The 22,535-nt window shown below is 38.7% G+C and carries 23 protein-coding genes; 7 read left to right on the top strand and 16 right to left on the bottom strand.

Annotation, left to right across the window (positions count from 1 at the left end):
- Positions 1–13: 13 nt before the first annotated feature.
- Positions 14–1,129 carry a Gfo/Idh/MocA family protein gene (locus tag CY0110_RS10625; RefSeq protein WP_008275420.1) on the bottom strand — a complete coding sequence of 372 codons (1,116 nt, stop codon included), beginning with the start codon at positions 1,127–1,129 and terminating at the stop codon, positions 14–16.
- A 54-nt stretch (positions 1,130–1,183) separates the two neighbouring features.
- Positions 1,184–1,975, bottom strand: coding sequence for an MlaE family lipid ABC transporter permease subunit (locus CY0110_RS10620; protein ID WP_008275419.1), 792 nt, complete (start codon positions 1,973–1,975; stop codon positions 1,184–1,186).
- Between the two features lie 142 nt (positions 1,976–2,117).
- Between CY0110_RS10620 and CY0110_RS10615 the strand changes: the two genes are divergently transcribed.
- Entirely contained in the window at positions 2,118–2,582 is a 465-nt protein-coding gene (locus tag CY0110_RS10615) for a universal stress protein (protein ID WP_008275418.1), read from the top strand.
- 331 nt (positions 2,583–2,913) lie between these two features.
- Here CY0110_RS10615 and CY0110_RS10610 read toward each other — a convergent pair whose 3' ends face one another.
- Positions 2,914–4,104 carry a sodium-dependent bicarbonate transport family permease gene (locus tag CY0110_RS10610; RefSeq protein ID WP_008275417.1) on the bottom strand — a complete coding sequence of 397 codons (1,191 nt, stop codon included), beginning with the start codon at positions 4,102–4,104 and terminating at the stop codon, positions 2,914–2,916.
- Between the two features lie 395 nt (positions 4,105–4,499).
- On the bottom strand, positions 4,500–4,754 hold the full coding sequence (locus tag CY0110_RS10605) for a hypothetical protein (protein WP_008275416.1): 255 nt from the start codon (positions 4,752–4,754) through the stop codon (positions 4,500–4,502).
- A gap of 495 nt (positions 4,755–5,249) precedes the next feature.
- Between CY0110_RS10605 and CY0110_RS10600 the strand changes: the two genes are divergently transcribed.
- Entirely contained in the window at positions 5,250–5,567 is a 318-nt protein-coding gene (locus tag CY0110_RS10600; protein ID WP_008275415.1) for a P-II family nitrogen regulator, read from the top strand.
- A gap of 333 nt (positions 5,568–5,900) precedes the next feature.
- Here CY0110_RS10600 and CY0110_RS10595 read toward each other — a convergent pair whose 3' ends face one another.
- The 3 genes from CY0110_RS10595 to CY0110_RS10580 form a co-directional block, all read right to left on the bottom strand.
- Positions 5,901–6,182 (bottom strand): hypothetical protein, encoded by a 282-nt coding sequence (locus CY0110_RS10595; RefSeq protein ID WP_008275414.1) that lies wholly within the window; start codon positions 6,180–6,182, stop codon positions 5,901–5,903.
- A gap of 262 nt (positions 6,183–6,444) precedes the next feature.
- Complete coding sequence (locus CY0110_RS30395) at positions 6,445–7,152, bottom strand: hypothetical protein (RefSeq protein WP_008275413.1); 708 nt, start codon at positions 7,150–7,152, stop codon at positions 6,445–6,447.
- Positions 7,149–8,093 (bottom strand): aldo/keto reductase, encoded by a 945-nt coding sequence (locus CY0110_RS10580; protein WP_008275412.1) that lies wholly within the window; start codon positions 8,091–8,093, stop codon positions 7,149–7,151. The genes CY0110_RS30395 and CY0110_RS10580 overlap by 4 nt, the downstream gene beginning before the upstream one ends.
- Positions 8,094–8,323: 230 nt before the next feature.
- On the opposite strand from CY0110_RS10580, the gene CY0110_RS10575 reads away from it, so the two are divergent.
- Positions 8,324–8,698: a NifB/NifX family molybdenum-iron cluster-binding protein gene (locus CY0110_RS10575; protein ID WP_008275411.1), complete on the top strand. Its 375-nt coding sequence runs from the start codon at positions 8,324–8,326 to the stop codon at positions 8,696–8,698.
- 93 nt (positions 8,699–8,791) lie between these two features.
- On the opposite strand, the gene CY0110_RS10570 is transcribed toward CY0110_RS10575, so the two are convergent.
- The 8 genes from CY0110_RS10570 to CY0110_RS10535 form a co-directional block, all read right to left on the bottom strand.
- Positions 8,792–9,562, bottom strand: a complete 771-nt coding sequence (locus CY0110_RS10570; RefSeq protein ID WP_035799117.1) for a hypothetical protein — start codon at positions 9,560–9,562, stop codon at positions 8,792–8,794.
- A gap of 52 nt (positions 9,563–9,614) precedes the next feature.
- A complete protein-coding gene (locus tag CY0110_RS10565) occupies positions 9,615–10,625 on the bottom strand; it encodes a multicopper oxidase domain-containing protein (RefSeq protein WP_008275409.1) in 1,011 nt (336 codons plus the stop codon).
- 2 nt (positions 10,626–10,627) lie between these two features.
- Positions 10,628–10,876, bottom strand: a complete 249-nt coding sequence (locus tag CY0110_RS10560) for a FeoA family protein (protein ID WP_008275408.1) — start codon at positions 10,874–10,876, stop codon at positions 10,628–10,630.
- Positions 10,877–11,004: 128 nt separating this feature from the next.
- Positions 11,005–12,756: an iron uptake porin gene (locus tag CY0110_RS10555; protein WP_008275407.1), complete on the bottom strand. Its 1,752-nt coding sequence runs from the start codon at positions 12,754–12,756 to the stop codon at positions 11,005–11,007.
- Positions 12,757–12,873: 117 nt separating this feature from the next.
- Positions 12,874–13,971, bottom strand: coding sequence for a Fe(3+) ABC transporter substrate-binding protein (locus tag CY0110_RS10550; protein WP_035799093.1), 1,098 nt, complete (start codon positions 13,969–13,971; stop codon positions 12,874–12,876).
- Positions 13,972–14,265: 294 nt separating this feature from the next.
- A complete protein-coding gene (locus CY0110_RS10545; RefSeq protein WP_008275405.1) occupies positions 14,266–14,565 on the bottom strand; it encodes a hypothetical protein in 300 nt (99 codons plus the stop codon).
- A gap of 178 nt (positions 14,566–14,743) precedes the next feature.
- A complete protein-coding gene (upp, locus tag CY0110_RS10540; RefSeq protein ID WP_008275404.1) occupies positions 14,744–15,394 on the bottom strand; it encodes a uracil phosphoribosyltransferase in 651 nt (216 codons plus the stop codon).
- A gap of 23 nt (positions 15,395–15,417) precedes the next feature.
- Positions 15,418–16,611 carry a tetratricopeptide repeat protein gene (locus CY0110_RS10535; RefSeq protein WP_008275403.1) on the bottom strand — a complete coding sequence of 398 codons (1,194 nt, stop codon included), beginning with the start codon at positions 16,609–16,611 and terminating at the stop codon, positions 15,418–15,420.
- 546 nt (positions 16,612–17,157) lie between these two features.
- Here CY0110_RS10535 and CY0110_RS10530 point away from each other — a divergent pair.
- The 3 genes from CY0110_RS10530 (at position 17,158) to CY0110_RS10520 (ending at position 20,746) form a co-directional block, all read left to right on the top strand.
- Entirely contained in the window at positions 17,158–18,423 is a 1,266-nt protein-coding gene (locus CY0110_RS10530; protein ID WP_008275401.1) for a dihydroorotase, read from the top strand.
- A 106-nt stretch (positions 18,424–18,529) separates the two neighbouring features.
- Entirely contained in the window at positions 18,530–19,315 is a 786-nt protein-coding gene (locus CY0110_RS10525) for a hypothetical protein (RefSeq protein WP_008275400.1), read from the top strand.
- Between the two features lie 96 nt (positions 19,316–19,411).
- On the top strand, positions 19,412–20,746 hold the full coding sequence (locus CY0110_RS10520) for an AAA-like domain-containing protein (RefSeq protein WP_008275399.1): 1,335 nt from the start codon (positions 19,412–19,414) through the stop codon (positions 20,744–20,746).
- Positions 20,747–20,888: 142 nt separating this feature from the next.
- Here CY0110_RS10520 and CY0110_RS10515 read toward each other — a convergent pair whose 3' ends face one another.
- Complete coding sequence (locus CY0110_RS10515) at positions 20,889–21,953, bottom strand: glycosyltransferase family 4 protein (RefSeq protein ID WP_198139138.1); 1,065 nt, start codon at positions 21,951–21,953, stop codon at positions 20,889–20,891.
- A 140-nt stretch (positions 21,954–22,093) separates the two neighbouring features.
- Here CY0110_RS10515 and CY0110_RS10510 point away from each other — a divergent pair, with 140 nt between their 5' ends.
- Positions 22,094–22,507 carry a DUF3119 family protein gene (locus CY0110_RS10510; RefSeq protein ID WP_008275397.1) on the top strand — a complete coding sequence of 138 codons (414 nt, stop codon included), beginning with the start codon at positions 22,094–22,096 and terminating at the stop codon, positions 22,505–22,507.
- The last annotated feature ends 28 nt before the right edge of the window (positions 22,508–22,535 follow it).

Below are 22,535 nucleotides of genomic sequence, written 5' to 3'. Positions count from 1 at the left end.
ATGTTGAATAACCCTACCTCTTGATATACGAGTTTAAGTCAGGGACATCAACCCAAGACCCTTTTTCACTAGATTGATGGGTTAAGTCCATTAATAATTGAGAATAAACCCCTTCGTACAAAGATGGGGCTAAAGATTGTTTTTGATCAATGCTTTCTACCCAGCGATCAACAATACGAATAAACGGAGCTAAACGTCCATCGGTAAATACTTGAGGAAACCCTAACCGTTTAGGAATTTCCACCTCTGTTAAGGGTTTCCCTGCGGTTCCTGCTTGTAAATGGAACCCATGCACATAATCTTTTAAATTATCACTACCTAGGACTAATGTACCGCGATCGCCGTACACTTCTAGCCAATGACCTCGACCATTATAGGTAACAGAACTAATGGTTAACTGCACCGGTGTACCGTCTGCGAGTTCCAACATGATTAAACAGGTATCATCAGCATCAACGGGCTTTAATTTGCCATTTTCAAGGGGATCTGGCCGTTCTTTAATAGCACATACCAACCGCGCACATAATCGTTTCACTGGACCAAATAACCAATGGATATAATCGAACGCATGGGAACCGACAGCCCCTAAGACACCGCCCCCTCTATCCTTTCTAGCGTACCAGTTCCAGCCCCGTTCTGGGTTCGCCCGACTGGCCACTAACCAATCTATTTTAATCAGTCTGGGTTGTCCGATATAACCGTCTTGTAACTTTTCTGCCAACAGTTGCCACGCTGGAACATATCTAAACTCAAAGTCTGCAATGGCTACTAGATTATTTTTTGCTGCTAACTGATACAACGCTTTGGTTTCTTGTGCAGACATAGCCATGGGTTTTTCTAGCAGAAGGTGTTTACCAGCTTCTAATATTTGTTTTCCCATGTCGTAGTGTAGAAACGGGGGAGTGGATAAAGTCACTGCATCAATATCAGATGTAGCCAGAAGTTTGTCCAAATTATTAAACGCATGGGGAATATTATTATCATCTGCGATCGCTTTTGCCTTGCCTAAGTCTCTATTGTAAACCCCAACTAACTCAGTGCGAGGGTGATGTTGCAGTCCCGGAATATGGATAGCTTGACCAAAACCTGTTCCAACAACAGCGACACGAATAGGAGAATTAGAACTCATGATTTGTAAATAGGATTTTTATTACTTTTATTTAAGATACCATCAAGCGTTAGATTAAAAGGATGAACTTCCTGTGCCTTGAAACATCACCCAAGATAAAAAGAAGTTAATCACAAAAACTGCTAATAATGAGGTTACTACCGCCGTTGTCGTAGACTGACCGACTCCTTTTGCACCTCCCGTTGTTGTGAGTCCCCAACTACAACCAATAACAGCAATTAACCCTCCAAAAGCAATAGATTTAATCACAGAAGTCACTAAATCCCATAATTCTAAAAAGTTACGGATAGAGGTTAAAAAAACATAGGGAGAAATATCATACAATCCATTAGCAATCAATAATCCCCCTGTCATTCCTGTTAATAACGAAAGAATATTTAAGACTGGTAACATCAAACAACAAGCTAACACACGAGGTAAAACTAAATAGTCAATGGGATCGGTTTTGAGCATATATAAAGCGTCAATTTGCTCAGTGACGCGCATAGTTCCAATTTCCGCAGCAAAAGCTGACCCCACTCTTCCGGCTACCACAACGGCGGTTAATACGGGGGCTAATTCTCTAGTTAAGGCTAAGGCTAATACACCTCCGACGGTTGAAGCAGCCCCAAAACTGATAAATTCTCTGGCAACTTGAATGGTAAACACCATCCCCACAAAACCGGCTGTAATAAGGGCAATGGTCAAAGATTCTGGTCCAACAACACTCATCTGTTCTAGGGTATTTCGTCGATGAATCTTGGTTTTGAGCAGATGAAAGAAGACTTGACCCCCTAATAAAATGGCTGCGACTAATCGCTCAAACCAGATACCGAGTCCTCTTCTTGTATGGCTTGGGTTTGTCATTACTTCTCATGGTTTATGGATCTTTTTAGTTATAGCTTATTCTCGGTTTGACATCAGTGAGTAGTGAACCATAATTAATACTGGTACTTGATAACTGATAATATATAAATAATAAATTTTATTATGTTAATTAGAAACTAAAATGTACAGTAAAATCCTCGTTGCGGTTGATAATTCTGCCATTGCTGAACAAGTGATTGAAGTTGCTTTGACATTATGTAAAGCAATAGAGGGAAAATTAATGTTAGTCAACGTATTATCCCAAAATGCTGAAGATAGTCCTATTAGTTTTGCCCCTTATGCCAGCAGTTATAGTATTGATTTGATTGAGAAATTTAAAAGCGATTGGAAACAATATCAACAAGAAAGTTTACAGAAGTTAGAAGCTTGGACACAAAAAGCTAAAGATATGAATATTCAAGCAGAATTACGTCAAGAAAATGGTAATCCGGGGCCTATTATTTGTCGTCTTGCTAAGGAATGGGAAGCTGAATTAATTGTGATAGGACGTAGGGGACATTCTATGGCGAGTGAGATTATCTTAGGAAGCGTTAGCAGTTATGTGATTCATCGTTCTCATTGTTCCGTTCATATTGTGCAATCTTGAGATTATTGAAGCTTTCATCATAATAGATGCACGATAACTTAGTGTATAACAATCTTTTCAGTAGAGATATTTTTAACAACCTATTGACAAATGAAAAGGGCTTTTTGACCAAAGATAGTCGACTCAATCCATTAAATTTAAAATTAGAGCTTGAAACGAGCCTTTTTTAGTAAGGGTAATTGTTTTTTGCTCGATTTTATAGAGATTAAGGTGTTTTTTCTCTGGTCATTAGCCTAGACTATGGGCCACGTGGCTTTTGAATGGAAACGACATAGATGTTCACATAGTCGCCGAGCTAGGGCAGCATCGGCAGACCGCGACCCGCCTGGGATTAGCCACCCATCACTGCCTGGGCAAGCCCGATGAATAGGGGGATTCCTAAAGCAATTGCAACCGGGGTACCAACAGCTGTGGACGCACCGATGTAAGCGGAGGGATTGGCTGAGGGGATACCACCGCGTAAAGTGGGGGGACCAGAGATATCTGAACTAGAGGCAGCAATGACAGCTAGAATTACAACACCACCAGCGCTGAATCCTGTAGCATAGTGAGCAATCATGCCGAGACCGAAGGCAATAAACCCATGAAGTAAGGGTGCAACAAAAGCATAGACAGCGTACCACTGGGCTACTTTACGCAGCTCGTTAATTCTTGCTGTCGCTTCCATACCCATTACGATCATTAGGATGGAAAGCAGTCCACGGAAAAGAGGCTCATAGAAGCTTTCATAGACACTTTCGGGACGAGTTAGCAAACCGAGAGCGAGACCGAGTAACAGTGCTGATAAAGCAGAACCCTGGAGACTATCCTTAATAATTGGCCATATTTCGACGCGATTACTTTGTTCTTCGTGAGGATATCCGCTTGCGGTAATACGCTGCTTGCTAGAGTATCCCCCTGCGCTACCGCCTTGATTCATGCCATAAGTGTCTCCAGTACCGCCTTGCTCGGTAGTAGCATAAGCGCCTGAGGCAACCGGCTCCTGATCGTAAAACTCCTGCTTGCTACGATACTCTTCTGCAGCAGCACGCTGCTTTTGCTTGCTGGTATAAACACTAGCTAAAACGATCGCAGTCACAAGCGCTGGTATGTCCATGAAGGGATAGAGTGCAGCAGACCAGGCCTCGTATTCCATGCCTTGCGCGTCGAGTACCGACAGACCGGCAGCGAGAGTAGAGCCACTGACAGCACCGAACAAACCACCTGTCGCAATGGCATCCACTACTTTGACGTTCGGTAGCTTCGCCAAAGTGTGGCGCGCGATAAACACGATCAAGATACCTATTAAGACGGCGAACAGCGCAGGCAAAAGTATCTCAGTTATATTAGACTCGCGGATCGCAATACCGCCCTTCAGACCAACTTTAATAAGCAGCATGAAAACGATGAACTTATAGATCGCATCTGGAATTGCCAGTCGGCTACTGACGGCTGCAGCGACCGCACCACCAATTAAAAAGCCGAGTGTGGGGGACTGTAATTGCGAGACGAATTTCGTCAAAAAATCGGATAAGAAATCCATTAATACCTCCTTCCTCCTCTAACGAAGAGCGATTATTGTGATAAATGAGCTTTTAAAAGTAAGGGTGAAGCTACTTGCCTCATACAGTACAGATGTCATAAGAAAAACTACCAATACTGGTTCAGAGATAATGCCTCCCAGAACGGAATTAGAAGTTCTGTACAGCCCTTTATATATTCTGATCTATCAAGATCCGAATTTCTATGTGTTTAAGTCTATACTAAAATGCGAAAATTTTCACAACAAATGACATAATTTTGATATTGCGTTTCAAATTTATGTCATAAGCTTTTCTTATGTTCGGCGATTCTCGCTTCTCATTAATGTTAAAAGCAAAAATCCCACGGGTAGAACCTCGTGGGAGTGTAACAATGTCTCAAGGAAAATGGATTTAATCAATCCACTGGCAACGTTGGTAACTCCGTTGCCGAGGTCTGTGCCGAGGTCTGGTCTAAGGGGGGACTGTACCGAGCAACGTTAATCCAAATGACTGAAAGCAGTAAACCAATACCACAACCAATCAAGAAGATCCAAGCATGAGAAGGTTCTAAAACACAGAGCAAGCGACGATTACTGCTATACACCTGTACTAACCACCCTTCATTTGCATCTAACTTTGGCTGTAACTGCTTCGATTCAAACTGATTCATAAGTTTCACTCCATGCTGGTTCTATGTATTGTTTACAGGCCACTTACCTGTATCTAATGGAACATCTGCCGAAAATTCACCTATATAATGGGTGTAGTGGCTTCAAAACAGTGGTTGTGTCTTTGAGCTACTTGGGCTTGATTTATAGATATAAGTCTATTTTTTAAGTAAACACCATAAACTTGAGTATATGTAATGCCGGCCTAACAAACAACATTTTTTAGAAAGTATTCCTTCAAACTTGTCTAATCTTTTAATAATAAAAACTTATCATTTGAAATAGATTGGCATTTCTATGACCCCTTAAATTTGATGTTGAATGGTAGTCATAGCGGAAAAAGAATAAGTGTTTTTTATTAATCTGAGTCAATCTTTCTCAACAGAGGGTAGTAGATTTACTCAATCTTTGGTATATACTTAAAGGTATGGTTTAAAGCAAAACCATAGATTTTTGTCTTAAATTGTTACAACAGAACGCGTAAAGAGGTAACCTAAATGACCCAAAAAGCTAGTAAACTCGTTATAGTCACGGAAAAAGTACTGCTGAAAAAAGTTGCCAAAATCATCGACAAAGCCGGCGCTACCGGTTATACAGTGGTAGCAGCTGGCGGTAAAGGTAGCCGAGGCGTGCGCTCGTCAGGACAACCCACTGTTGGCGATGCCTTCTCAAATGTAAAGTTCGAGGTACTTACCCCCAATCGGGATATGGCCGTAAAGATTTCGGATGAGGTCGCAGCGCAGTTTTTCGACGATTATTCGGGCATCGCCTATATCTGTGACGTGATGGAGGTGTTGCACGCTCATACATTCTAACTCAAAACCCTTTATTGGTGCAGAAAACTCTGTCATCTGCGGTTAAGGGTCTCATCATGAGAACGTCATCACCTTTAAAAACTCAATCCGAGAGTTTATGTCCTGCTGATAGTGCTTCAGGGAACAGGCTCTCGGACTACTCTTTGTAGATCAAAAACTTATCTTGTTTGGGGTGTGAGGAAGCAGGGAGTAGGGGAGATTATTTTTGAAACACTAAACCTTATTTCTTACTAAGGAGATAGAGAATGTAAACATTTAAAAAGCAATTTAGCTGTTCCTGTTCTCCCTGACTACTAGCCATTTTTAGATAATGTACGAGATGTGAATATTATGTTAAAAATAATTATAGAATTTAGCATAAATAATCCCTAATAAAGCTACCAAACCAAACGTTCTTCTCAAGTAATTAACCCCTTTAAATAATTCCATCCAACCCCAAGTAAAAAAGGAACCAAACGCAATAATATTTATAATCATATAAAGATTATCATTAGATATAAATTGTTTTAATAAAAAGGCTGTTACAGCAACAATAAGGGGTAAATTTGGCGGTTGAGCAATAACAATATTACCTTGGTCATCTCGAAATATTTTATCAAATAAAGTATTTTCCATGATTTCATTAACTTTTGACAAAAATTACAGCAATTTACAAGTCATTAAAGCACACTCTAGATTAATTATCTGTTCTAAGGTTCCCTAAAGCAAGAACTTTTTGTACTTCACAAATTCGTAAACTGCTATAATCTAAGTCTAATCTTTCGGTTTAATTTTTCAAATCTATCTAATGGATTATATTTTGGTAAATAGGAAACACTCACTTATTTCGACTCTAGCTGATATCTTAATTAAAAAAAGATAATTCTGAATACCAAACTTAATTTTGCGAAGTTCCCTCCTCTTGTAAAATTAATTCATTTTCTTGGTAAACTAGCAGTGAACCATCACTTTGCACAAAATAAACATAATCACCATTAACAAATTTATAACCCAAAAACCGACAAGGGGTAAGACCATCAGCACAAGTGGTATGAATGGTTTTCCCTGCTAATTGTATGCTGTCTCCTGTATTAACATTAATCCCTTCGTAGGAGACATGATTACAAGTTACTGCCCCTTCTATACAATTAGAACGAAGAATAATCTTATAATTTTCAGTCTTTACCGTTTGAGTGCTAACAACATCATAAATTTCAACATATAAATTATAAGTTGCATTGCCTCTTATTCCCCCGACAATAATTTTATAATCTCCATTTGCAGGTAAAATAAGATTAGTATGGGTAACCTCTTTTTTAAGAATGATATTATTAGGAGAAACTAAATTAAAAACAGCATTATTTTCTAAAGATGTTAAAGAAACGGTCATGATTTGCGGGGCATTCGCTCCTAATAAATAAATATCTCTGGTTCCTCTAATAACAGCATCTTCAACAGTGGTTGAAATCTCCCCCCGATCAAATTGAATGCGTTTTGTGCGATCGCTTTGTGCAATAATAGTGGTTAAAGGTTTTGCTTGCACAAGAATAGGGTTTAAGCTTGAAAAGAAAAGACAGAAACCCAATAATAACTCAACGGATTTCATGATTGTTGATTACTCAGTAAACTCAATTGTTTAACATCTTCATCACTCAGTAACCAACCCATTGCACCGGCATTATCTTGTGCTTGTTTGGCATTTTTTGCCCCAGGAATAGGAATAACATTATCTTGTGCAATTAACCAATTTAAAGCAACTTGAGCAGGGGTTTTATTATATTTTTCTCCCAACTGTTTTAATTGATTAATAATGGGTTCAATTTTCTTTAAACCAGAACTAGAAAATTTTGGATCAAGTTTTCTTGCCCCTGTAACGTCTCGTTTTTCTGGGGTATATTTTCCGGTTAATAATCCTTGATCTAAAGGACTATAAGCTAAGATAGTTATTCCTAACTCACGGGCTTTAGCTAAGATCCCATTTTCTTCAATGGTTCGAGTTAATAAAGAATAACGCACTTGATTAACTGCCAAAGGAACATCATACTTGGCTAAATAATCATAAGCTTGTTGCATTTGATCAGCAGAATAATTACTAACACCAACGGTTAAAATACGACCTTTTTTTACTTCGGTTGCTAATGCTTTCATCAGGGTATCTTTACCCATAAAAAAGTCAAAGGGTGAATGGACTTGATAGAGTGCAATTTGTTCAACCCCTAATCTATCCAAACTTGCGGTTAACGCATCCTCCACAGCATCCTCATTAAAACGCCAGGGTAAGGGAAAGTATTTGCTGGCTATTTGTACCGGTTGACTGGCTTGTTTAAGAAATTTACCGATGAGTTTTTCTGAGTCTCCTAACCCATACACTTCTGCTGTGTCAAAAAAGGTTGCACCGGCGGTCACTGCTGCGTTAAAGGCTTCTTGTACCTCTTTTTCGCCATAATTAGAGCCATAACCCCAAAATAAACTATCACCCCAAGCCCATGTACCAATACCCAAACTAGGAAGATGAATGTTTCTCACAGATAGTTGATTGCTTTGCATATGTAGAAAGGATAATATTTGTTTTAATTTATTACTTGTAATAATAACAAAGATTAAAAAATATTAATTCTTCAACAGTGATCATTACAAAAAACCACTGTTCCCTGTTCCTTTTTTTCCAAGTAACTTAATGTCTCTATTAATTTTTTATTATATTTTTAACGGTTTCCAAACTATGCCATGTTAGTATTTCTAAACTAAAATCAGACTAGAAAATAAGGAAATTAACCATGAAGTTTGCCCTTGTGAGTGATGATTTTCAGACCATTACAGGGAAAACCGGTCGCGCTCGGAAGTTTTTAGTTTATGAAGCGACTAAAGAAGTTGAACCCACGTTACTCGAAAAGTTAGAAGTGCCTGAGACTCAACCCACTTTTCACGATCTCCACGAAGATGATATCACCCCTCATCCGTTAGACCATAGTATATTAATTACGGGAGAGGCTGGAGTTGGCTTAAAAGAGCGTTTAAGTCGCCGTGGCATTACTGTTTATATTACTTCAGAAACTGAGCCTTTAGCAGCTATTCAGGGAGTGATCAAGGGTAATATTACAACGTTAGAACCAACTCCTCATAAAGAAGATGGTAGCTGTATGAACCATTGATTTTTCTCGTAAACTGATACAGCTTATAGCTTATTAATCAATAATTAAGCTGTATCAATCTACTTAGGTTAGGTCAACAGATCATCCTAAATTCTATTGTAGTGTACTACTTTCTTGAATTTTTGTCACTAATTCATCCACTTTTTCAGGGGACATTACAGGAGTTTCTGGTGCATTAACCGAAGGCCAAGCTGTTTTTAATTTTTCTAAACTTGTAGTGATGATTTCGTGTTTTTCGGGATATTGTTGACTCATGGTATCAGTAATGGGTTGATAAAGTTCCTCTGCATAAGCAACAAATCCCATCGAATCTTGATATTCAATTAATTCTACAAATTTATTGTTTGCGATCGCTGCTTGATATTCTGCATTTGCGGTAGATAAAAGTCCATTAATCACAGGTAAAACTGTTTCGGGAGATTGTAATTTTTCTGTAGGAACGGCTGCGATCGCTTGATCTATCGCTGTCATGGAATTTTTATATAATTCTTTCATTTGCTCAGATTTAGGATTGGTTTTAATCCCATCATGAAACTGATTTAAAGTCATTTTAAAATCAGTGACATTGCGTTTATTTAATTCGGATTCAATCGTACCATATAATTCTTCTACGGGATGACCGACATGGGGTTCTGCTTCTTCATATTTTCCCTGTTCAATTAATTGTTGAGCGACCATTAAATGGCCTTTCATTAACCCTAAGCTGGTTAAGTAATCTGTGTCTCCACTTTCTGCTTTTGTTTCGACAACTTCCGGTGAAGAAGTTTGAGCAGTATCTTGATTTTGTGAAGGAGTGCTACAACTGGTTAAAGTAACAGCAAAAGGCACTAATAGTAAAGAAGACAAATAACTTAGTTTCTTCATTTTTACTCCTTTTTTATTTCCTAATTTACTTATTTTTTTAATTATATATAACTTAGCTTTCAACAACATTAAATTTTCCTAAAGCCCCATATTCTGCGATGATATCTTGGTGAGGATGAAACATAAATTCTCCAGGATACTGATAAGAAAATTCTAAAATATGACGTTCTGCTGTTCCCATTGTAATCATATCTGTTTCCTCATCAGGGGTTAAGGTTCGTCCCGTTCTATACACCTTAAACATATTGCCATGAATATGAAACGTTGCCACAGGATCAAATTCAATCATATTCAAAATATAGAGTCGAATTAATTGATTTTTATAGATAGGAATGGGATAATCCCGATAATAATTAGGTATCCCATTAAACGCATAAACATCATTTTTCTGTTGGTTATTAATATCATATCCTCCTAATACCATAACCATTTCATCAGCCGGGGGACGAGGAGAAGGAGGATCAACAATAAACATTCCATATAAACCCTTACTAATGTGGCGAGTAACAGGAGCAACATGACAATGATAAAGATGCACTCCAAAGGGTTTAGCTTCAAATTCATAAATGGCAGTTTTGCCGTGACGAATGGGGGTTACTCCGTCCATTTCTGATGGATGCGTCCCATGAAAATGTAGGGTATGGGAATGTCCATCTTCGTTATGAAAAATAATGCGAATTTTTTCCCCTTCTTTCGCTCTTAACGTAGGGCCTGGAACGCGATCATTAAGATTCCAAGTTATAAAATTAAGGGTACTATTAAGATGAAATAAACTACTTTTTGCCGTCACTTCAAATTCTCGAATCGGTTGCCCATTTTCCTGTTTAACTGTGCCATGATCAAACTCTCTAAGGATGGTCATGGGGTTAAACGGATTATCTAAAATAGGATTATTATTAAATTTAATTTCAGGAATTTTAACTGTAGAATTAAATTGATTAGATAGATGTCTTAATCCGATAGTACCTCCTGCCAAACCCAGTCCCAATAAAGTTAATGACCCTTGCAAAATTTGGCGACGGCTCAACGAATTAAACGGTAAATTTGGTGAAACTTGTGACATAATTACTCTTCTTCTTCAATACATAAAGCATCAGCTTCAGGTTGAGTTAGTTTAATTAAATTTCCCTTCACCTCTAGGATAATTGGCCAATCTTTTGAAGCTTGACGAATGACAATAAATTGAGTACCTGGAGTCAATCCCATCGCTAACAATTTACCTTGATAGCCTTTAAAAACTTTGTCATATCCAACGATATAACCAATGGCACCGACTGGCAGTTCTCTTAAATAAGTTCTCACAATTTTGTTCATTGTTTATCCTGAGAAAAGGGTTGATTTTTAGGTTTAGAGAGAATTTATAAATTCCCTCTATTTTCAAGACGTTCATTTTTAGATTGATAAACTAAGATGAATTCATTTTGTATGACACTCCTAAGCTATTAAAAGGTAAATGTGGTACGAATTGTCCCAATCACTAAAGCCTCATTTCGATCATCAAAATCAGGCTCAGTAATAACAATAATTCCAGGGGTAATTGCGATGTTGTCATTGATAGGATATTGATAAATTGCTTCAATATGAAAAGAACTATCTTGATCCGTTCTTCTTAAATCATCAGGAAAATTAATATCGGCCTTAGAAACCCAAGGTTCCATACCGACAATAATTGCTCCCGTATCTCCCTCTTTAAACGCATCAGGAAAGGCTAAAGTTACCGCCCAATTCCAAATATCTAACTTACCCCGTTGGATAACATCAAACTCTTCCCCGATATCAATAGGTCCGAGGGTTCTCGTACTTGTAAAACCGCCCCAACCTCCTAACACAAACTTGTCAAAAATACGCCAAGTAAATTCCATCCCGTAGGAATTATTAACCGTATTAACCGACTGTTCAAATTCTTCTTCAACAAAGGTTTGAAAATTGGAGCGAAGGGTTCCTGTTCCCGAATCAAGATTATTGTAGCCATGAACATAGGTAAACGCGACTTTTAACCTATCACTGGGTTCATAGGCAAACTGTCCTATTAACCCATAAGGACCATTAAACATCCCTGCACCCAAAGAAGGATCATTACCATCTGTTGCTAAATAACCCCCACTCCACTCAAACACCTCAAATAAACGACCCTGGAAGCCAATTCCTGGACCTTCACCCATATAATAGAGAGGATTACGACTACCAAACGCAGAAATGGCACCAAATGCCCCGTCACCGTCTAAAAAGTTCACTGTTGGTACAAAGTCATCAAACGCACCGCCAACCGGTTCAACGAACATTCTGATATTCTCTGCTAGGTCAAACTCGTAAATAATCAGTTCTACGGCAAGATCGCTCCCGTCAGGTTGGGAAAAGCCTAATTCCCCTTCAAACGTCCCTGTGATGTCAGAATAGGCGGGTACAGTACCAGTTGCCAGACGGGTGTAGAGTAAATCATTGCCGTCAAATGTGGTATTTAATTCCAGTCGTCCCCTGTAACCGAAGTTAGTCACTTTGTTAATTTCTTCGCTGCCTCCGTCTCTTTCTCCACTGGTAATACCGGTTAAACCAACAACAAACTCCCCAGTTAGTTTAGTGGTGGTGGAAAATTGATGATCTTCAAGATAAGCGACCCGTTCCTCTAAATTGCTCAGCCTTGCACCCAAAGCGATTAATTCTTGTTCAAATTCCTGTGCCAACCGTTTCAATTTTTCGATGTCTTCCCGTAAAACGGCAACATTTTCCTGGATTAATCGTTCTATAGTATTCATACAGGCATTTAAGCCAGCAGCAAACTCGTAACGGGATAAGGCTCTATTGCCTCGAAAAGTACGGTCTGGATACCCCACAATACAGCCATACCGTTCTACCAGTCCCCGTAACGCTTCATAAGCCCAGTCGGTAGGGGAAATATCTTGTAATTCTGAAACACTGGTTACTTGCGACATGGAACTTTGACGACGACTAGCCGGGTTTAAAAAGCCATCCCTTGACTGTCTTAACTGAAAATTGCGATCGGGTGTTGGTAGTTTAGGAAGGGGTGAGGTTTCTTTTTCTTCTAGGGAAATAGTTCCTTGACGACGGAAAAAATCATCACGGGACTCCCTAAAAGCTGAGTCTTGCTGTGGTAACGCTTGAGTTGTGGATGCAGAAAACAAAATCATTCCTAACCCTAGGATTATAGGATTCAATAAAAAAAAGCGGTTAATCATTTCATTCCTCACACCAGTTAAAAATTGATAATGATTATTATTTTAATCATGTATCTTTGAGAGGGGTTAGCCGTCGATAGGGACTTAATAATATTAAGCCCCTACAAGAGTTATCTCCTACTTCCAACCTCCTCGGTTCATCACCTGGACAGCATCCGCTAAATTGGGACCAAAGGCAGCGATATTCGTATCATCTGCTTTAAAGGAACCAAAACTGTCTAAGACTGGATCAACGCTTACGCCTTCGACTACGGGATATTCATTGTTACCCTTAGCAAAAAATTCTTGTGCAGTATCGGTGCTTAAATATTCCAAGAATTTAACCGCGTTTTCAGGGTTAGGGGCATTTTTAACCACTCCGGCACCACTAATATTGACGTGGGCCCCTCTTCCGTCTTGGTTGGGGAAAAAGATTTTTACTTTTTCGATTACTTCTTTCGTAGCCGGATCTTCGTCTTTGGCCATACGAGCAAGATAATAGGTATTAGCTAGGGTAATATCCCCCACTCCTGCAGCCACATCTTTAATCTGTCCAGTATCATTACTTTGAGGTTCCCTAGCAAAGTTGGCCACAAACCCTTTAACCCATTCTTCGGTCTGTTCTTCACCGTGGGCTTCAATTAAGGAAGCGACCAAAGATTGATTATAAATATTGCTAGAAGGACGAATAATAATTCTACCCTTCCATTTTGGGTCGGCTAGGTCTTCATAGGTGGATAATTCTTCAGGATTCACCTTATCTTGGTTATACATGATCACCCTAGCCCGTTTGGTAAACCCGAACCATAACCCCTCTGGGTTACGCAACGATGCAGGAATTCTCTCTTCTAAAATGGCTGAAGTGGTAGGGGCAAAAATACCAGCTTCTTCGGCCCGCCACAGTCTTGCTACGTCAACAGTCATTAAAATATCCGCTTGGGTGTTGTCCCCTTCGCTTTTAATGCGTTCGATTAGTTCGTCTGCACTCCCTTCAACCAGGTTAACTTTAATGCCAGTTTCTTGGGTAAACCCTTCGTACAACTCTGTATCTGTGTTGTAGTGACGAGAAGAATAAAGGTTGACTTCTCCTGTGGTTTCGGTTGCAGGTGAACTTGACGTATTATCCGGGGCATTATTGTTGTTGTTATTACCGCAACTGGTCATCAGTTGGCTGACTCCCACAACGGTGAGAGCGGTACTTCCACTTAAAAATAGTCGTCTCGATAACTTACTCACAGTCAATAGATTAGATAGATTCTTATTATTCGCCTGACGTATTGTAGCACTATTGATAATTATTATTGATAATTAAAGAAAAATTTTTCCTTAACGCCGAGACTATGAGGCATTGATAATGCCTAAAATGACCTTTATCTATTGTGTTTCGGAAAATTTAGAGATAATAAAATTTAGGTCATCAATCTCTGACAAATCGATGACCTAAGTAAATATTGATGATGATTATCAGTTACCAGTTATGAATGATTGATCGCTGTTCCCTGTTCCCTATTCCCCGTTCCCTTAAAAAAACTAATCTGAAGAACTTTCTTGTTCTAGAGAATGTTTTTCCATTGGTCCAAGTTGTTGACGAACATCATCAATGGCATGATTAAGTTGAGCAATTTTATCTTCTAGACGATGACGGGCCATTTCAATACTTTCTTCAGACGTTAATTTTTCTCGTTTCTCCGATTGGAACAAAGAGGAATCGCCGTCTTCTTCATTATTATCAAGACGAGACGAAACCACTGCTCCGATGATTCCCCCGACAATGCCACCGACAATTGTTCCGGTTAAAAATCCGCTTGCAAACCCATCTCGTTGACTCATAAGAACTGACCTGAATATTAATCTGTTAGTAATTTTTTTGAGGATTAATGTTAGTTAAATAATGCTGGTCGAGCGTGGTTGAAATAACCCACCAATTTCTAAAGGCTCAAACCCTTAATAATCGATACTTTTGCCTTTTGCCTTTTGACTTTTGACTTTTGACTTCCGCGTAGCAGCACTAGGTTCCAAAAGCGCGATCGCCTGCATCTCCCAAACCAGGAACAATGTAACCTTGTTCATTAATCCCTTCATCAATAATAGCGGTATAGACGTTCAAACTGGGATAATGTGTATTCAATTGTTGCAAAGCAGGGGGGGCGGCCACCACCGAAATAATGCGAACTAAACTAATATCCGCTTCTCGTTGGGCAATTTCTTCCATTGCTCTCATAATTGACCCTCCCGTGGCTAACATGGGTTCTAAAATAATAATTTGGGTATTAGGCGCAAACTTTTCGGGTAATTTATTCAAATAACAACTATTTTCTAAGGTTTCCTCATCTCGTACTAACCCTAAATGATAAATAGACGCTACCGGTAAGACCGTTTGCGCCCCGTCTAATAAGGAAAGTCCTGCCCGTAAAATAGGAATAACGGCAATGGGGACTTGAGGATTAATCAGCGTCGCATTACAAACAGCTAGAGGACTGTTTACAGTGGTTTCTAGGGTAGGAAACCAGTAACGGGTGGCTTCGTAGGTTAACCACCGCCCTAACTCACTCATAGCGGTTTTAAACAACACCCCAGGGGTATTGACATCACGGGCGACTCCTAGCCAATGTTTAATTAAAGGATGATCCGGAACGTAAACTCGAAGTTGAGGGGGCATGATTTTCGGGGAGTTAAGAGGGATTATTCTTGGGATAATGCCTGGAGGCGATTTTGGGCTAATTCAAAAGTCGGCTCGATTTCAACCGCTTTTTGATAGCTTTCGATGGCTTCTGATGGCTGTCCCAACAGTTCTAAAGCACTTCCCCGATTGTACCAAGCTTGGTAATAGTTAGGTTGAATGGCAAGGACTTGATCCCAACAGGCGATCGCCTCTGGCCATTGCTGTAAACTGTAGAGAACTTGTCCTTTGGCATTAAGGGCTTCTGCATCTTGACCATTAATAGCTAAAGCCCGATCAAAACTGGCGATCGCTTCTTCTAATTGTCCGATGGTTCCTAAAGCACTCCCTCGATTATGCCAAGCTGGAGCAAAATTTGGATCAATGGCTAAGGCTTGATCCCAAAGAGCGATCGCTGCTTCTAAGTCCCCTAAGTTGGCTTGTTCAACCCCTTGATTAAAGTAATTTTGAACGGTTTCAGGGGAAGGTTGCTCGGTGGACGGTTGAGCAGTTGGGGGCGGTTGTTGAGCTTCAAATTGACTAACTAAAGCATCTACTAGAGTTTGAGGATCACTAGAATCAATGCCCAATTGTTCAGAAAGTTGGCTTACCAGTTCGGGATCTTGTTGTAGTCTGCCGAGTAGTTGGTCAATGGTGAGGGTTTCTGTTGGAGGGGGTTGGGAGGGTGGCATAGGAGGAGGATTATCTCCTAAACTGTCTTCGATGGTAGGAGGTTTAATCTCTGTTTGCAAGACATCTGTTGGTTTCGTAGTTGTATCTGGACCGACATATTCCCAGACAGCACTATCTGCCTCTCTCGTGTAGAGTTTTCTGCCGATGTCGTAGGCCGCTTGTCCAATGGGTTCTATTTTTTGAAAGGACTGGGCTAATTCTCCTAAGCGCATCATTCTCGCAGCCAGTTGTAAGTTTGGGGCGGCCGAAGAGAGGGCTTTTTCTCCGAACCGTTCTAACCAAGCCACCCATAATTTAGCTTTTCCTCTTTCTCCCAAATCTTCAAAATATTTGAGAATACGGCCTTCGTGCCATCCGTGGGCGACTCCATCTAGGAGTTGACTAAACAGAAATTCATAATCTGTGTCGCTGAGGGGTTGTTTCAAGGCGTTTTTTTCATCTTGACCTAAAGGAGAAGATGAACCAAAGACCTGTGCAAAAAATTGTTGTATCCACTGCCAGAAGCGTTTTAGTAAACCCTGCATACTCGATATTGATAGACTTGGACAATTGAGAGACAATGCTTGCCATAGTAACCCTCAATTATTCTATATTAATCAGTCATCGGTGGTGAGAAATCGATCTCAATTTGAAAGAAGACGATAATAGTTATTTTGTAAGAGTTTCACTTAAATTGTTCCCAACTCAGATGATATAAAATGACTCGATTAGATTTTAGATTCTACTCTTCTAACCATTGCTTCAGATGGCGAATGGCTGCACTGGTATTGCGTTGGTAGGCAATTTCCCAACATTGTGCTACCACATCAGCAAGATTGATCTCTGGAAAATACTGACTTTGTAATAATGACCGTTAACATCGTCCCCTCTGATTTCTAATCCATAGACATTTTAGATATATTCTAGACAGGGATCACTCCAGAGAAAAACAATCTTTTAGCTAGTCATGATATGAAACACAAGATTTTGTTTTATTTTTCTATTTACAGATATCAAAATAGGAAAAGTAGCGAACCAGACAATATAAAATCAGTGAGGATAGATGAATCTCTGCTTTTTGTAATTGTTCTATGACAAATTCTTCTCATACATTACTGCGACAAATTCAAGTCTTAGATCCTGTAGCCAATACTAGCATTATTAATGATGTCTTATTAGGTTCAGGTATCATTCAAGCCATAGATACCCATCTTGATAGTATTCCTCCAGAAACGAAAATTATTGAGGGAAAAGGCTTAATTCTTGCTCCAGGATTAATGGATTTGTATAGTTATAGTGGAGAACCTGGTTATGAAGACAGAGAAACCCTTAACAGTTTAGCTGCTGCTGCTGTAGCTGGGGGATTTACCCGTGTGGCTATTCTTCCTGACACTACACCCCCCATAGACAATTTAGCAACTCTTAGCCACTTAAAACAGCAAACCCAGTCTATTCCATCAGTAACCTTTGATTTTTGGGCAACCTTAACCCATCAACAAAAAGGCCAACAAATGACCGAATTTGCCGAATTAGCTAGAGGAGGAGTTATTGGTTTTACAGACAATCAAGGAATTGAAAATTTAGGGTTACTCAGACGAGTTTTAGAATACCTGAAACCCCTAAAAAAGCCTTTAGCAATAGTAGCTGAGTTTCCTTCTCTTAAAGGCAATGGGGTGATGCGAGAAGGGTATTTTTCCACAACCTATGGACTCACAGGAAACCCTTCTATAACAGAAGCGACTGCAGTGGCGACTATTTTAGAAATGGTGGCATCCATACAAACCCCTGTACATCTAATGCGAATTTCCACTCGTCGCGCTGTAGAATTAATCGCCTGGGGAAAAGCAAGGGGTATTCCTATCACTGCTAGTACCACCTGGATGCACCTATTACTTGATAGCACAAATATTGCCAGTTATAACCCCAATTTACACATAGATCCACCGTTAGGGAACCCAGATGATCGCTTAGCTTTAATTGAAGGCATTTCTCAAGGAATCATTGATGCGATCGCTGTTGATCATCATGGCTATACTTATGAAGAAAAAACCGTTCCTTTTGCTGAGTCTCCTCCAGGAGCGATCGGATTAGAATTAGTCTTACCTTTATTGTGGCAAACCTTAGTAGAAACAAAAACATTATCTGCTTTAAAGTTATGGAAAGCCTTAAGTAGTAACCCTAGAAAATGTATGGGAGAAATTGTTAATCCCATTAAAGCTGGTCATCCTTTAGAATTAATTGTTTTTGATCCTAAAGAAACTTGGACAGTAACTTCATCTACACTTCAATGTTTAAATTATAATACTCCCTGGTTATGCCAAGAAATTCAAGGCAAGGTAATCACTGAATTAATATAATTTAGTTAAAAATCGGATTTATAGAACAATTTAGAAAGCGTCACAAACCCTAAACTAAATTGCTGAATCTAGTGCAAAACTAGAATTAAGTATTAGTGAATTAATTATGAGAAATACTTACGGTTATTATTGGTATTTTGGGTTTAGTTTTGGGTTAGGCTTTTTAGTTTTAGTGGCTTTTTTTCTTCTACAATGGCTACACATTCCCACTGGTAACTTTATAGATTGGGTCATTGGAGTGGCTAGTTTTTGGTGGTTATTAGCCATTGTAACGGTTCCTTGGAATGTTTATTTTGATGCCAAAGAAGTGGCCGCAGAAGCAGCAAGTTCTCAAGATAAAGGGATTAGTGTCGATAGTAAACAATTAAATTATGTTAAAACTGTCAGTCGAGGTGCTTTATTAGTTGCGATCGCCCTTCATTTTCTCTCTGCTTTAGGACTTTACGAACTAGCTGCACTAGGGATTAGTTCTGTGGGATATGTGAGTTCTTTTGCTACATTATTATTAACAGCATTACGCCCCGCGATTCGAGGCTATCAATATTTAGCTTATCGTTTATCGAGTATTCGCAAAGAAATTAAATATCCTCGTGAAGATATTTTAGAACTAAGGAATCGCTTTAATTTACTAGAAAAAACCGTTAACGCTTTAAATGATAAATTAAATGCTGACAATCCTAATTCTTGGATTAATCAACAAGAAAAAAACTGGGATAGAACACGTCAAGACGTTATCAAAATTGCACTGCAATTAGACAAATTAGAAGCAAAAAATTCCTTAGAACATGAAGAAATTTCTAAAGAAGCAAGAAAAGCTATTTCTCAATTAACTGAAGATAGTAATTTTCTTCATCAAGTTAGAGAAATTATTCGTTTTGTCAAAACAGCATAATTCAATTAAATATTGAAAAGTTGAGGAGACAAGGATGTTAAAATTAGGTAAACTCTTAACGATGAACAGCCGTCCCTCTCAATTTTATTCACAATTATGTCGAAAAAACAAAGACGACGACGTGGAGTCGTTCTAACGGACAAAGGGTTAGAAAAACTGCAAAAAGCTAAAACAGAAGCCGAATATACAGAAAATAAAGGAAATCGCTATACGTTAGAAGCATTGAGTGAAAAAACAGGGTTAGCGATGGATACCCTAATGAAAGTGTTTGCTTGTGAGTCAAGAGTTGATAAACAAACCCTTAAATATTGTTTTAGAGCGTTTCAACTAAATCTATGTGAGGAAGATTTTCATTATCCAGAAATATATTCTTCAGAAGATACTTTTAATTCATTAAGTTGTGGACCTGAATTACCTGAAGGACAAGTTCCTCTTGATTCTCCATTTTATCTGGAGCGATCGTCCATTGAATCAGACTGTTATCAAGCTATTTTAAAACCAGGAGCTTTAATTCGACTTAAAGCATCGAGACGCATGGGGAAAAGTTCTCTACTTGCTAGAATAATTAATCATGGGAGTAATAATAATTGTGCTGCTGTTTCTTTAAGTTTCCAATTAGCAGATACAAAATTATTTCAAGACTTAGATCGATTTTTACAATGGTTCTGTGCTTATATTACTTTAAATTTAAAGCTGGAGAATAAAATAACGGACGCTTGGGACGATATATTTGGTAGTAAAATTAGTTGCAAAATTTATTTTGAAGAACATATTCTATCCATTTTAAACACTCCTTTAGTCTTAGGATTAGATGATGTAGATCGTCTTTTTCAATATCCTGACTTGGCAGATAATTTTTTTGGTTTATTGCGAGCTTGGCACGAAGAAGCTAAAAATCGAGATATTTGGAAAAAATTACGCTTAATTGTAGTTCATTCTTCTGAAGTTTATATTCCTCTGAATGTTAATCAATCTCCTTTTAATGTAGGAATTCCAATTGAATTACCTCGGTTTAATCTTCAAGAAGTTCAAGGGTTAGGAAAAATGTATAATATAAATTTGTCCTTAAAAGAAGGAGAACAATTTATAGATTTAGTCGGCGGTAATCCTTATTTATTAAAGTTAGGACTCTATCATATTTGTCGTCAAAATATTACCTTAGAAGATTTACTAACGACCGATCCCCATGCTTCTTCTAATATTTATCGGGATCATCTTCAGCGACAACTATGGGGTTTGAAACAACAAAATTCTGGCTTATTAGAAGCTTTAGAAAAAGTTATTTTTGCTCCTGAACCTATTGAACTAGAAGTAGTACAAGCGATTAAGTTACAAAGTTTGGGCTTAGTTAATTTTCAAGGTCAAAAAGTTGCTATTAGTTGTCGTTTATATCAACAATATTTTCAGCGACATTTCCATGAACTTAAATAAGTATTAATTAATTTCTGGCAGGCCAACATAGGGAATCAAAAAGCTGATTGAATAATGGTTGCAACTCTCAGACCTCTCAAATAATAAGCGCGTTTGCTAGGTCGAGAAACGCTTCTAATGTTTCTACTAACTCAACAATTGCTCAAGGGATTTCAACTAATTCATAAAACCAACGTTCAAAGCGATCGCCTAATGCTTTTAGGGAATAGTCTGCTTCGGCCTGGTGACGACATTGCTTTCTCTCAATCTGATCAATCTGATTAATGGCATCAACTAACTCAGAAATATTATCCGGTTCCACTAAAAATCCCGTCTTTTTATCTTGCACAATTTCTGCTGGTCCACCCCGTTGATAAGCAATTACAGGAACGCCACAAGCTAACGCTTCAATAGCAACATTTCCAAACGCTTCTACCCATCGTGGAGTCATCAACAAAGCCTTACATTGACTCAATTTTTCCTGTAATTCTATGGTATTAAAAAAGCCTTCATATTGATAAGGTGCATCAGGATAATTTTGACGAATGGTTTGCCAGTATTCCTCATCCGTAACCTTACCAAAAATTTTTAGAGGAATATTAACCCTTGTTGCTGCTTCTATAGCATCTTCTAAGGCTTTTTCTGGCGCAATTCTTCCCACCCAAGCTAAATAATGATCAGGAGTATCGCAATAATTATATAAAGATAAATTTAATCCACTACCTAAGACACGACAAATATTATTGAAAGGGAAAGTCTCAGCTTGAGAATGAGTGTAAACTCCGATGGTTTTCGGATATTTTACAGCAACTCGGTTCATAATCTCGTCAAACGCATCCGTTATTGACCCCATACTGATAAAATGAGCAATAGGACAATAGAAAAAAGGAGTAAGATAAAAAGGTAACCAATCAAAGGCAAAATTAACCATTAAATCATAGTCACCTTGGACTTTTCTTGCGTAGTCCCACATATTACCTAAAACAGAATTTTCAGGCAAAAGAATAGGGGTATCTCGATGGTTATTTTGGATCATCTCTTGCCAGTTCCCTGAGATTTCTTGACAAAAAACATTGGGAACTTTTGAACCCTTTGGTCCCACAACCGTTACTTGATGTCCCCGTTGACTCATTTCTTGCGCGAGATTAAGTAGGGTCAATTCAACGCCTCCACCGATTCCTGATCCTAATGGCCCGACAGGGGTTGACAAAAATAACAACTTAAGCATGGGACTTTCAAAAAAACTTGACAACAACGGTTCCATAAATTAGGAGATAGATGTTATCCTGAGAGCTAATTTGCCTATAATCTATCTGTTTTATCATTGTCTCATAGTTGTTCTACTCAATACAGATTCCTGCCTTTTCTATGACTTCTGTAACTCCTCCCAATCTCAACCAACAAACCATAGAACTAGCCCCAAGCTATAACATTCCGATTATTTTGATCCTAATGGCGATCGCCACTTTATTAATACAACCTTGGATTAGTCTGCCCTTGGCATTATTTGGATTGTTTTTACTGCTACAAACGGTTACCATTCGCTTACAATTTACCCCAACCGCTTTAGATATTTATCGATCTGATCAGCGTATTCGTAGTTTCCCATACAGTGAATGGCAAAATTGGGAAATATTTTGGAAACCTATACCAATCTTATTTTATTTTAAAGAAGTTAATAGTATCCACTTTCTCCCCATTATCTTTGATCCCCAAACTCTTCATGCTTGTTTGAAACGATCCTGTAATTTTGATAAAATGAAAGAGAGCGGGTTGAAATAAATACCGATTCAACGATAAACTTTTGGTA

This window comes from Crocosphaera chwakensis CCY0110, from assembly GCF_000169335.1.
GTDB classification, from domain to species: domain Bacteria; phylum Cyanobacteriota; class Cyanobacteriia; order Cyanobacteriales; family Microcystaceae; genus Crocosphaera; species Crocosphaera chwakensis.
This window is presented reverse-complemented; position numbering and strand designations above follow the sequence as displayed.

Bases quoted from the DNA above. Each gene is read 5' to 3' on its own strand.
- CY0110_RS10625 (WP_008275420.1), bottom strand. From the start codon at position 1,129: ATGAGTTCTAATTCTCCTATTCGTGTCGCTGTTGTTGGAACAGGTTTT.
- CY0110_RS10620 (WP_008275419.1), bottom strand. From the start codon at position 1,975: ATGACAAACCCAAGCCATACAAGAAGAGGACTCGGTATCTGGTTTGAG.
- CY0110_RS10615 (WP_008275418.1), top strand. From the start codon at position 2,118: ATGTACAGTAAAATCCTCGTTGCGGTTGATAATTCTGCCATTGCTGAA.
- CY0110_RS10610 (WP_008275417.1), bottom strand. From the start codon at position 4,104: ATGGATTTCTTATCCGATTTTTTGACGAAATTCGTCTCGCAATTACAG.
- CY0110_RS10605 (WP_008275416.1), bottom strand. From the start codon at position 4,754: ATGAATCAGTTTGAATCGAAGCAGTTACAGCCAAAGTTAGATGCAAAT.
- CY0110_RS10600 (WP_008275415.1), top strand. From the start codon at position 5,250: ATGACCCAAAAAGCTAGTAAACTCGTTATAGTCACGGAAAAAGTACTG.
- CY0110_RS10595 (WP_008275414.1), bottom strand. From the start codon at position 6,182: ATGGAAAATACTTTATTTGATAAAATATTTCGAGATGACCAAGGTAAT.
- CY0110_RS30395 (WP_008275413.1), bottom strand. From the start codon at position 7,152: ATGAAATCCGTTGAGTTATTATTGGGTTTCTGTCTTTTCTTTTCAAGC.
- CY0110_RS10580 (WP_008275412.1), bottom strand. From the start codon at position 8,093: ATGCAAAGCAATCAACTATCTGTGAGAAACATTCATCTTCCTAGTTTG.
- CY0110_RS10575 (WP_008275411.1), top strand. From the start codon at position 8,324: ATGAAGTTTGCCCTTGTGAGTGATGATTTTCAGACCATTACAGGGAAA.
- CY0110_RS10570 (WP_035799117.1), bottom strand. From the start codon at position 9,562: ATGAAGAAACTAAGTTATTTGTCTTCTTTACTATTAGTGCCTTTTGCT.
- CY0110_RS10565 (WP_008275409.1), bottom strand. From the start codon at position 10,625: ATGTCACAAGTTTCACCAAATTTACCGTTTAATTCGTTGAGCCGTCGC.
- CY0110_RS10560 (WP_008275408.1), bottom strand. From the start codon at position 10,876: ATGAACAAAATTGTGAGAACTTATTTAAGAGAACTGCCAGTCGGTGCC.
- CY0110_RS10555 (WP_008275407.1), bottom strand. From the start codon at position 12,756: ATGATTAACCGCTTTTTTTTATTGAATCCTATAATCCTAGGGTTAGGA.
- CY0110_RS10545 (WP_008275405.1), bottom strand. From the start codon at position 14,565: ATGAGTCAACGAGATGGGTTTGCAAGCGGATTTTTAACCGGAACAATT.
- upp (WP_008275404.1), bottom strand. From the start codon at position 15,394: ATGCCCCCTCAACTTCGAGTTTACGTTCCGGATCATCCTTTAATTAAA.
- CY0110_RS10535 (WP_008275403.1), bottom strand. From the start codon at position 16,611: ATGCAGGGTTTACTAAAACGCTTCTGGCAGTGGATACAACAATTTTTT.
- CY0110_RS10530 (WP_008275401.1), top strand. From the start codon at position 17,158: ATGACAAATTCTTCTCATACATTACTGCGACAAATTCAAGTCTTAGAT.
- CY0110_RS10525 (WP_008275400.1), top strand. From the start codon at position 18,530: ATGAGAAATACTTACGGTTATTATTGGTATTTTGGGTTTAGTTTTGGG.
- CY0110_RS10520 (WP_008275399.1), top strand. From the start codon at position 19,412: ATGTCGAAAAAACAAAGACGACGACGTGGAGTCGTTCTAACGGACAAA.
- CY0110_RS10515 (WP_198139138.1), bottom strand. From the start codon at position 21,953: ATGCTTAAGTTGTTATTTTTGTCAACCCCTGTCGGGCCATTAGGATCA.
- CY0110_RS10510 (WP_008275397.1), top strand. From the start codon at position 22,094: ATGACTTCTGTAACTCCTCCCAATCTCAACCAACAAACCATAGAACTA.